The sequence below is a fragment of the uncultured Anaerococcus sp. genome (assembly GCF_937934665.1).
Classification (GTDB): domain Bacteria; phylum Bacillota; class Clostridia; order Tissierellales; family Peptoniphilaceae; genus Anaerococcus.
Map to the genome: position 1 here is coordinate 1 of NZ_CALGYW010000046.1, position 10185 is coordinate 10185.

At 36.5% G+C, this 10185-nt stretch carries 8 protein-coding genes; 2 read left to right on the plus strand and 6 right to left on the minus strand.

The genetic code is table 11. The features are described from left to right. Positions 1-1035 precede the first annotated feature (1035 nt). The 6 genes from Q0410_RS01995 to Q0410_RS02020 all read right to left on the minus strand — a co-directional run bounded on the left by Q0410_RS01995 (position 1036) and on the right by Q0410_RS02020 (position 5702). Entirely contained in the window at positions 1036-1254 is a 219-nt protein-coding gene (locus Q0410_RS01995) for a hypothetical protein (RefSeq protein ID WP_299032356.1), read from the minus strand. A gap of 79 nt (positions 1255-1333) precedes the next feature. After that, a complete protein-coding gene (locus tag Q0410_RS02000; protein WP_299032357.1) occupies positions 1334-2386 on the minus strand; it encodes a DUF4097 family beta strand repeat-containing protein in 1053 nt (350 codons plus the stop codon). Next, positions 2379-2735: a DUF2089 domain-containing protein gene (locus Q0410_RS02005; RefSeq protein WP_299032358.1), complete on the minus strand. Its 357-nt coding sequence runs from the start codon at positions 2733-2735 to the stop codon at positions 2379-2381. The genes Q0410_RS02000 and Q0410_RS02005 overlap by 8 nt, the downstream gene beginning before the upstream one ends. A gap of 145 nt (positions 2736-2880) precedes the next feature. Then, positions 2881-3573 carry a hypothetical protein gene (locus Q0410_RS02010; RefSeq protein ID WP_299032360.1) on the minus strand — a complete coding sequence of 231 codons (693 nt, stop codon included), beginning with the start codon at positions 3571-3573 and terminating at the stop codon, positions 2881-2883. Beyond that, entirely contained in the window at positions 3557-4570 is a 1014-nt protein-coding gene (locus tag Q0410_RS02015) for a glycosyltransferase (RefSeq protein ID WP_299032362.1), read from the minus strand. Before Q0410_RS02015 ends, Q0410_RS02010 begins: the two co-directional genes overlap by 17 nt. Beyond that, positions 4539-5702, minus strand: a complete 1164-nt coding sequence (locus Q0410_RS02020; RefSeq protein WP_299032364.1) for a glycosyltransferase — start codon at positions 5700-5702, stop codon at positions 4539-4541. Before Q0410_RS02020 ends, Q0410_RS02015 begins: the two co-directional genes overlap by 32 nt. Before the next feature lie 1117 nt (positions 5703-6819). Between Q0410_RS02020 and Q0410_RS02025 the strand changes: the two genes are divergently transcribed. Continuing rightward, the gene (locus tag Q0410_RS02025; RefSeq protein WP_299032366.1) at positions 6820-7170 is read left to right on the plus strand and encodes an SdpI family protein; all 351 of its coding nucleotides are present in this window, start codon (positions 6820-6822) and stop codon (positions 7168-7170) included. A 198-nt stretch (positions 7171-7368) separates the two neighbouring features. After that, positions 7369-10044, plus strand: a complete 2676-nt coding sequence (locus tag Q0410_RS02030; RefSeq protein WP_299032368.1) for a cation-translocating P-type ATPase — start codon at positions 7369-7371, stop codon at positions 10042-10044. Positions 10045-10185: the final 141 nt, after the last annotated feature.

Consider the following 10185-nt stretch of genomic DNA (forward strand, 5'->3'; position numbering starts at 1 on the left):
CCCAGACCCCTTTCGGCTACCCCCTCCGGGCGACCCCTCGCGGGGGATAATGTGTTTGCCTATCGGCAAACTATTAATATGGAGGTGCCCTTGTTTTAGTATATTATTATCCTAACCTTTTTAAAATCCCAAGCCTCCTAAAAATTGCAATCTAGTCTGACTTGTGTTTTTATTTAAAAATTAGTTCACAGTAGCTATTATGTTTCTATTTTAAAAAAGCTGTCAGTGCAATTTTCTTTACGGAGTATTAGTATTTTAAAATACAAGGTTTTGTGATTTTTATCTTCTTCGTTTGAGAATACAAAACTCATTTAGCAATGTTTGGCGAAGCCAAACGAGCCCTGCAAAATCTGAAACATCGAGATTAATTCTCCCATTTATCGGGCAATGATTTCTAATCAAGGGTTGCGTTAAGAAAATCGCTTGTTTGAGCGTAAGCGAGTTTGCGATTTTTAGAAACCCGACGATTAGAAATCTCTGGAAAGCTACATAATCTTATACAAGGTAATTCTCTCTACAAAAAAACTTGCCGGAAAGGCAAGCTTCTGATTCCGCACTCCGCATAAGGAGCCGCTCGGGGGTGCAAGGGGGAGCCCGATGAGGGACCCTGCGGAAGGTCCCTTGGGGCTCCCCCTTGGAACGAAGATTCAATAGTAAATAAAATAATAATTTAAAAGATAAAATAATAATTTATCTTGGATAGGAAAATTCAATCTTGTGCCTCCCCTTTTTACGAAGCAGTAATGTAAATGACTGAAATAATTTTGTATCGTAAAAACTTGGCTTACCAAGTTTTTGCTACCATTAATCTCGAATTAAACCCTTCAATATTTTACTTTATTTTTACAATTTTCTATCTTGTATCTAACAATAATTAGTTATTATAAAGATGAAAAACAGACAGCTATCAATGACGTACTCTTCCTTAACACACCTGTTTTTCACTACAAAAACTTACCCTCAATTTTTGTTTGCTAATATTTTTGATAGAATCAAAAAGCAAAAAGTCCACCTTTCCCTGGGTGGATTTTTTGTTTAAGAGCTTTTATAGGTTTTCCATTCTATGTATAAAAAAGTTAAGTCCATTATTATCATTACGATTCCTATACCAAATCCAAGTGGGTTGAATTCTTTTATTAGGCCTCCTATATTTCTTTCTAGCGATTGGTAGATGATAAGTCCAGCTAGGATGATTTGGAGAATATAAAATATCACTTTCTTTTTAAAAGCCTTTTCCTTATCTCTTTTTCCCATAGAAAGCTCCTTTCACTTTTTTACATTATTATACCACATTGTTTAGGATAAAAAAAGATGGGCCTTGCCCATCTTTTACTTATCTTAAGGATACTTTTCCGTAACGAGTTTTTGCTTTTATGCTTAGTTTTGCCTCATCTGTGGATGTTGATAAATCATATCCTTCGTCGGTTTTTATTTTGTTTTGGTATTTTTCTGTCACATTTACTGCAGGGCTTTCTACAAAGGCCTTGATGTTGCCGGCATAGTCTGCTGTATCTACTACTATTGTGCCGCTAACAGTTTCTAGGTCTATGTCTGTTATTTCTTTGATGTTATACATTCTGATAGAACCTGATCTTGAGTTTGCATGGATTCTATCACTTTCTAGGCCGTCTACCCTGATATTTCCTGATATGTTGTCTACTTCTACCATGTCTCCCTTGATGCCAGCTAGGTAGATTGCTCCTGATACATTGTCTATGCTAAGAGCACCGTCAATGTTTTTGATGTCAATTTTTCCATTTACATTGTCTATATCGATGTCAGACTTGCTGTTTATTACGATAATTTTACCATTTACAGAGTCTATATTTAACTTATCAAAGTCAGTATCTGCTACTTCTACTCTGGCGTTTACTGTATCGATATTTAGATTTTTATAGAAATCTTTGCCTACTTGGATTCTTAATTTTACGCTTGCGCCAAAATTTTTATAGGCATCATTCTCTTCTATATTTAAAACATTATCTCTAATTTCAACATTTATATAGTCTTCAAGGTTGCTCTTTTTGGCAAACACATCAGAAGATATTATTATGCCTGATTCTGTTGAATTCTCTACGAAAATCTCACCATTTACCAGGTCAATATTTATCTCATCGATCTCATCATCTACCCTTACATCCTTGTGGCTATTTACTTCGCCTTTGAGGTTGAAATTATTGATATCAAAAGCTTGATCAAGGTCTATGGCAGAAATGGCCTCGGTTGCCTTTTTTATTATTGAATCTACTGTAGATGTAACTTTGCCTGCAAAATCATTGTCTCTTGATTTTTTATCTCCGATTGCAGCTAATAGGTCGCTTGCCTCTTCGACTGTGATTTTACCTTCCTTGAGCATGTTTAAGATTAGTTGTTTTTCTTCAGTCATTGTTTATCTCCTCTAGTAATTCTTTGGCTTTTTCTGATGTGATTTCTCCATTATCTAGCATATTTAGGATGTCTAGTCTATGAGATTTTTTATCAACCTTGCCACCAAGTTTTGCTACTATCTTATCAATTCTATTTCTAACTGTAGGGTAAGAAATACCTATTTCTTCACCAACGTCTTTTATTGATCCTCTTTTTTGAAGGAATAACTCTATAAATTCTTTATCTTCCTTGTCTAATCTTGAGAATGAGTCAATTTCAAATTCTCCGTGTACTTCTGTATAACAATTATTGCATCTATATGAAGTGATTACCATTTGGTCACCACAGTTTGGACATTTATTTATCATAAGAACCTCCCTTTTGTCTAAATTATACTAGAGCTTTTGATTTTTGTAAAGTCAATATTCAATATTTTAAGTTTTTATTTTAAATGTTTTAATATATGAAGTTTACTTTTAAAATAGGCAAAGAAAAAGACCAGCATAGCTGATCTTATAAAAAATCTTTGTCCCAGTAGGATTTAAGGCTCCTTGATAACCAGATTATAGTATTTATCAAAAAGCCTGTTCCAAGTACCATTTGAACCATATAGACCATTACATATAGATCCTTGTTTGTGTTGTATTTTTGAATAAGTCCTGCAAGGGTAAGGATTACAAAAAATCCAACCATCCACTTTAGGCTCATTTTTATATTTTCCCTTAGATCTAGGTAGGCCCATCTTTTGTGCTTGTACTTTTTGTTAAAGTTATCGCGGCGAATCTTGTATTCTTCGCGTAGGCTTGGGTCAGCGTTTTTAATGTAACCTGCATAGTAGTGGTCCATATCAGCTACCTTATTTGTGTATTTTTTAAGCTTAGCCGCTTCATCTTCACTAAAGTCTCTAAGCAAAATCTCCTTGGTAATAGCAGCCTTTGAATCGTAGGATATTCTTTTATCTCTTAGGGTTTTAAGAGCTTCTATATCCCTTGCTTGATCAATTAGCATAAGAGTTTTAGCTTCGTAGGCTTTCTTTCCCTTTAAATATATTAGGATTATAGCAAGGCTTATGCCTATTACTCCAAATTGAGAAATAATCATGGCAGTATTTCCGTTTATATCCATACTTATCAAAAAGTAATTTACCAAAAGGGGTGGGAAAATAAAGAGGGCAAGGAGCCCTATTAACTTAATAACCGATCTCATTTTTCATAGTCCTTTCGTAAAGCTTAACTAGCCTTGCTCCAGTTTTTTCAATAGACTTATCTTTTGCTCTTTGGTAGGCTATTTCAGATAAGTCTCCTAACCTTCCTTCTAAGATACCCTTGATTTTTTCTTCAAAATCATAAATATTCTTTCCCTTATAGATGTTTTCCCCATCGACAAAACCGTCTTCAAAAATTTCTATATCTCTTATTAGGATTTTAGCCTTGGTAGCTAAAGCCTCTAGAAGGACTATGCCTTCGGTTTCTTCATGGGTCAAAAATGCATAAAGGTCGCATCCCCCGTAGGCTTCTCTTAGGTCTTCGCTATTTACATAGCCCGGTGTGTGAAAGTTTTTCGGCACATCTTCGAGTTCTTTTTTTATATCGGGACTCATTAGGGCCCTATCGAGTTTGCCAAACCATACAAATTCGTATTGAGGCATTTTCTTAGCAAGTCTAAGAAAATCATCAATCCCCTTTCTCTTTATGGGTAAACCTACAGAAATAATCGACTTTTTTTCCGGATCTAGGCCGTATTTTTTATAGAAATTTGCCCTATCAGTTGGCTTTTTTTGCCAAAAATCAAGGTCTATCCCATTTGAGACTACCTCTATAGGCCTGTTTAAATTATAACTTTCTAGAATATTTTTTGAATATTGTGTTGGGGTTAGGATTAAATCGCCCTTTTTATAGGCATGGATTAGCCACTTTTTAAATAGGGGTGCAATTTGGTTAGAAAAAATAAAGGAATTTTTAAAATCTTCCATAGTTGAGTGGCCATGGTAGATAACTTTTTTGCCCATCTTCTTTGCCTTAGTCGCAAAATGAACTGCTCCTGGCAGGGTAGTATTGATATGAACTAGGTCAAAATCTTCCTTCTCATCTAGGGTAAAATTACAACCTGCAAGGCTAAGAGCCTTTATTTGGTGGTCGATAGCCTTACCCACTCCTGATTCTTTCACAGTCTCATAGTCTTTTGAATATATTAATACTTTCATATTCATATTCCTCGATTGCTTTTTCGTATGAAGCCAGGCACTTAGCACCAAAACCATCCACAGAGAAGTTTTCCCTGGCATAGTTTCTGGCATTTATTTCTAAAAGTTCTTTAAATTCTAAATCAGCAAAGACCCTTTCTACAAAGTTTTCAAATTCCTTAAAGTCCCTATACTTAAATCCATTGAATCCGTTTTTTATCACCCCATCAAGGACAGCATCATCTCTACATAGGGCAATAGTCCCATTAGCAAGGGCCTCGTAATAGGTTAGGCCTTGGGTTTCTGAAGTCGAAGCTGTCACAAAAATATCTGCAGCCTGGTAGTAGCGGTTTACAGACTTTGAGTCAACCATGCCTGTAAAAACAACTTTTTTAGAAATTTCCTCTGCATCTTCCTTAAGAGTTGCAAGGTAGGGTCCCCCACCAACTATGTAAAGTTTGATATCCATATTTTTTAGTCTGTCATAATAAAACATTATTTCTTGGATATTTTTCTCCGCACCAAGCCTTCCTAGATAAAGTAGAACTTTCTCATCCTCAGCTATTCCCAAAGATTTTCTCAAAAGAGCCTTATCATTCATTTCTGGAATGTGGATACCAGTCGGGATTATATCAATCATATAAGGGTCTATCCCATAGCTTGTTAAAAGCCTTTCGGTCTTAGAAGTTGGGACAATAATCCTATCACAAAAACTTGCCAGGGTCTTGCTTGCCACAGAAACAAGTTTTTTTCCCGCCTGCTTAGAAGGGATAAAGTAGTGGGTGTAGTCCTCATAGACTGTGTGGTAGGTATGAACAAGGGGTATTTCCTGATCGCTTGCAATCCTTTTTGCCATAATAAAAGTAGAAAATTCGCACTGAGAATGAACTACATCCGGCTCCCAATCCTTAATTTCCTTTAAATGGCTCTTGGCAAGGAGGTTAGAAATCCTAGCCTGGGGATAAATTTTTTCTGCAGATAAGGATCCAACATAATAAACCTTGCCATCCCTATATGACTTAGTCGTATTAGAAAGAGTAAGGACCCTTACTTCATGGCCCCTTCCTTCAAGATATTCTATTAAATTCATAACCGAACGCACCACCCCATTAACAACAGGATAGTACCAGTCGCTAGTAATTAAAATTCTCATAAAACCTCGCTATTAACTCGTTATTAATATAATACTATTATTGAAGGGAATTTTACAATCAAATTCATATTTACCATAATGATTATTAAGTTATTTGTTGAATTTTCATAGAATTATTTTATTTACCATTTAATCTTCGTAATTTGATAATATAAATTAATTTTTCTATTTACTATTGAATCTTCTTAATAAGGGCGAGGCCCAAGGATTTTTTCACTAGGTGAGTCTATTAATCCAGGATTATTTTCTATAAACTTTAGTTTTAATTTCATTTTTGCATTATAATTTTTTATTCCACTTACAGTTGAATCTCCGTAAAAGGGGAAAACCCTAGGGAACGTTTCGCACGTTCCCTCATCTGTTTTCCCCTTAAACCCCAATTCCGTTACACCCTCCGGGCGACCCCTCTCGGGGGACAAGGAGTTTGCCTCTCGGCAAACTATTGATATGGAGAAACCTTCGTTTAAGGTGATTAAAATTCATACTTTTTTGAAATTCAGTCGGCTAAAATTTGATAACTCGCTACCGCTCAAACAATCAAATTTTTTAACGCCAACTTAATTTCAAAAATACTTAATCTTAAGTTTAGAAACCCTTCGTATGAGAATAAACTCTAATATAGCAATGTTTGGCAAAGCCAAATGAGCCTAGTAATACTTATACCACGAGACTAATTCTCTTATCTACCTTATGATGATTTTTAATCAAGGTCACCGTTAAGAAAATCGCACTGTTTGAGGCTTTAGCCGAGTTTGCGATTATTAGGTGACCGAAGATTAGAAATCTGTGAGTCTAACAGTTAACTTAAACAAGGTTATCACCTCTACCAATAAAAGCTTGCTGAAAGCAAGCATCAGATTCCGCACTCCGCTTTAGGAGCCGCCCCGGGGGTGTAATGGGGTGGATTTTAAGGAGGGGCATAAGGGGGCATGCGGAAAGCCCCCTACGCCCCTCCTTAAGAACGAAGATTCAACTGTAATTAGAATAATAATTTATATTATCAAATTACAAAGAAAATAACTTAATAGCTAAGAACTACTAAACTATTAAAGTATAGTATAATATACAAAGGGTATTAGGGATTAATTCCCTAATTTAATTTATCAAGGAGAAAAGAATGGGACCTGTTATTGTTGGAGATTTGATGCTCCTTATTTTTTCAATTTATATAGGAATATTTTTTATATTTTTTCACACCGATCACCCTGATATGACTGTTGGCTTTCATGTTTGGGAGGCTTGTTTTTCTGAGGATACTTGGAGATTTGGAAATAAGTTTGCAGGATCTCTTGCAATAGGGCTAGGAATTTTATTTTATGGGATTATTATTCCTATTTTGATTTACCTTGAGATTTCTAGGGAGATTCTTGCTATTATAATAATTATTTCTCTAGTTATTTTATTTTTGTTATTATTTGGAATTTCTAAGCTTGTTTTAAGGAAAAAATTTGACCTTAAGGACAAGTAATAAAAGCCTTTTCTTATTGAATTTACTTTTATTTGATATATAATATAACTAGCAAAAGGGAGTAGCCCAATTATTTAATCGTCAGAACGGTTTTGACCCGGTTAAATAAACCCTAGAAGGTGGCGAGACGGAGCTTGCGAGTATTACTCACTAAGCCCCGCTTTTTTTATATCTTTTGCAAAATTTTAAGGAGGAATTATGGACTATAAAGGCAGTCTTAATGAAGTAATTAAGAAGCATGAAATAGATGCTAAACGCGGACTTACTTCATCTGAAGCGGCGACTAGGCTTGAAAAATATGGCCCAAACGCTATTGAATCATCAAATAAAAAGAGCCTGATGAAGAAAATTATCGAGCAAATAGCCGATCCTATGGTTATTCTTTTGGTAATAGCTGCTATTGTATCAGCCTTCACAGGTGATGTAGTTGAATGTGTAATTATTGTCGCAATTGTTGTTATTAACGCCATTATGTCTATTATCCAAGAAGGAAAGGCAGAAGACTCTGTTGCAGCTTTACAAAAAATGAGCTCTCCTGAGGCCACTGTCATCCGTGATGGACAAAGAAGACATGTTAAGGCAGAAGAATTGGTACCAGGTGATGTGGTAGTACTTGAAACTGGAGATATTATCCCAGCTGATATGAGACTTATCGAGTCATCCAACCTAAAGATAGATGAATCTTCCCTTACAGGTGAATCTGTAGCGGTAGAAAAGGACGCAAATTTTGAAACCAGTGAAGATGTGGGTATAGGCGATAGGGAAAACTACGTCCACTCATCATCTATTGTTACCTACGGCCACGGTATTGGTCTTGTAGCAAGAACTGGAGAAGAGACAGAAATTGGTAAAATCGCTACAAGTCTTGATTCAGTTGAGGATAAGGAAACTCCTCTACAAAGACAGCTTAAAAACCTATCTAAGCTTCTTGCTATCCTAGTAGTTGTAGTTTGTATAGCAGTTTTTGCCCTAGGTTATTACAGGACTGGAGACGATTTACTTGAGACCTTCATGGTAGCAGTATCTCTTGCAGTTGCAGCTATTCCAGAAGGACTTACAGCTGTTGTAACTATTGTTCTTTCAATAGGTATGAACAGGATGGCTGACAGAAAGGCCATCGTTAAAAACCTCTTATCAGTAGAAACTCTTGGTTCAACCACAGTTATCTGCTCAGATAAGACCGGAACCCTTACTCAAAATGAGATGACTATCACCAAAATCTTCACCAACGACGAAGAATACGAAGTAGAAGGTTCAGGCTATAAGCCAGAGGGTGATATCAGAAACGAGAATAAGGAAGTAATAGATTCTGACGATCAAATAAAACTCTTAATGACTATAGCAAGTCTATGTAATGATGCCAATCTTACAAGAGAAGACTCAGAATACAAAATCACAGGCGATCCTACAGAAGGAGCCATGCTAACCTTTGCTGAAAAATGGAACATAAACCAAGAAAGTCTTAACGAAAAACATCCAAGACTTCAGGAAATCCCATTTGATTCAACAAGGAAGATGATGACCACCTTCCACGAGCTTGACGGCAAATACTACGCCATGACCAAGGGTGCCCCAGATGTGGTAATGAAAAATTCTTCAAAGATTCTAATAAATGGCGAAATGCAAGACTTCACCGATGAATATTGCAAGAAACTTTCTGATAAGAACAACGATCTTGCAAGCCAGGCCCTAAGGGTTATGGCCTACGCATTTAGACCACTAGAGACTCTTGATCAGGACCTTACTACAGAAAATATCGAAAGAGATATGATTTTTGTTGGGCTCACAGGAATGATTGACCCAGCAAGACCAGAAGCCAAGGCAGCTGTAGCCGAATGTCACGCATCAGGTATTGATGTAATCATGATTACAGGCGATTATTTTGAAACAGCCCTTGCCATTGCCAAAGACCTTGGATTAGCAACAAGCCGTGACCAAGCTATGCAAGGATCAGAGCTTAACGATAAGACCCACGAAGAAATTAGAGAAATTGTTAAGACAAAGAGGATCTTCGCTAGAGTTTCCCCAGAAAACAAGGTTCAACTTGTTAAGGCCTTAGAAGCCAATGACAATGTAGTAGCCATGACAGGTGATGGTGTAAACGACGCACCTGCCATCAAAAACGCAGATATCGGTGTAGCCATGGGTATAACAGGAACAGACGTTGCCAAGGATGCATCAGATATGATCTTAGTTGACGATAACTTTGCGACAATTGTAAATGCAGTAGAAGAAGGAAGAGTAATCTTCTCAAACATCAAAAAGTTTGTATCCTTCCTACTTTCATGTAATATTGCCGAAGTTTTGATAGTTTTCCTATCAATCCTAATGGGACTACCAAGCCCACTTACACCAATCCAACTATTATGGCTAAACCTAGTTACTGACGCCTTCCCAGCCCTTGCCTTAGGTGTTGAACCAGCAGAGCCAGGCCTTATGGAAGAGCCACCAAGAGACCCAAGAGAATCAATCATATCAGGAGATGTGAGAACTAATCTAATTAGCCAATCAATCTTCATAACCCTTGCAGTCCTTGGAGCCTATATTGTTGGTCTAAAATGGATTTTCCCAGACTCAATAGAAGGTGCTCATACCATGGTATTTGCAACCCTAATCACTTCAGAACTATTAAGAGCCTTCTCAGTAAGGTCCACCAAGTTTACCCTAAAGGAATTAGGATTTACATCAAACCCACACCTAATCAAGGCAGTAATCCTATCCTTTGCCCTACTACTAGTAGTAATGTATGTACCATTCTTAAGAGAGCTTTTTGAAATAGTAGCTTTCACATGGGAATGGCTCCCAGTCTTAGCCCTTGCCCTAATTCCACTTGTATTTGGGGAAATTGCTAAGGTTGTTAGAAGTAAAAAATAAGTTTAAAGGCAAATTAGGAAAGTTTTTATAAGTAAAATCAAATTACTTTAAGAATAAAAACCAGATAAAAATCAAACCCAGAATCCAATGACCTGAACCCCAAAATCCGGAATACGGATGGAGGGGTTTTTCTATGTCAAA

Bases quoted from the DNA above. Each gene is read 5' to 3' on its own strand.
- Q0410_RS02020 (WP_299032364.1), bottom strand. From the start codon at position 5,702: ATGAGAATTTTAATTACTAGCGACTGGTACTATCCTGTTGTTAATGGG.
- Q0410_RS02010 (WP_299032360.1), bottom strand. From the start codon at position 3,573: ATGAGATCGGTTATTAAGTTAATAGGGCTCCTTGCCCTCTTTATTTTC.
- Q0410_RS01995 (WP_299032356.1), bottom strand. From the start codon at position 1,254: ATGGGAAAAAGAGATAAGGAAAAGGCTTTTAAAAAGAAAGTGATATTT.
- Q0410_RS02005 (WP_299032358.1), bottom strand. From the start codon at position 2,735: ATGATAAATAAATGTCCAAACTGTGGTGACCAAATGGTAATCACTTCA.
- Q0410_RS02025 (WP_299032366.1), top strand. From the start codon at position 6,820: ATGGGACCTGTTATTGTTGGAGATTTGATGCTCCTTATTTTTTCAATT.
- Q0410_RS02015 (WP_299032362.1), bottom strand. From the start codon at position 4,570: ATGAAAGTATTAATATATTCAAAAGACTATGAGACTGTGAAAGAATCA.
- Q0410_RS02030 (WP_299032368.1), top strand. From the start codon at position 7,369: ATGGACTATAAAGGCAGTCTTAATGAAGTAATTAAGAAGCATGAAATA.
- Q0410_RS02000 (WP_299032357.1), bottom strand. From the start codon at position 2,386: ATGACTGAAGAAAAACAACTAATCTTAAACATGCTCAAGGAAGGTAAA.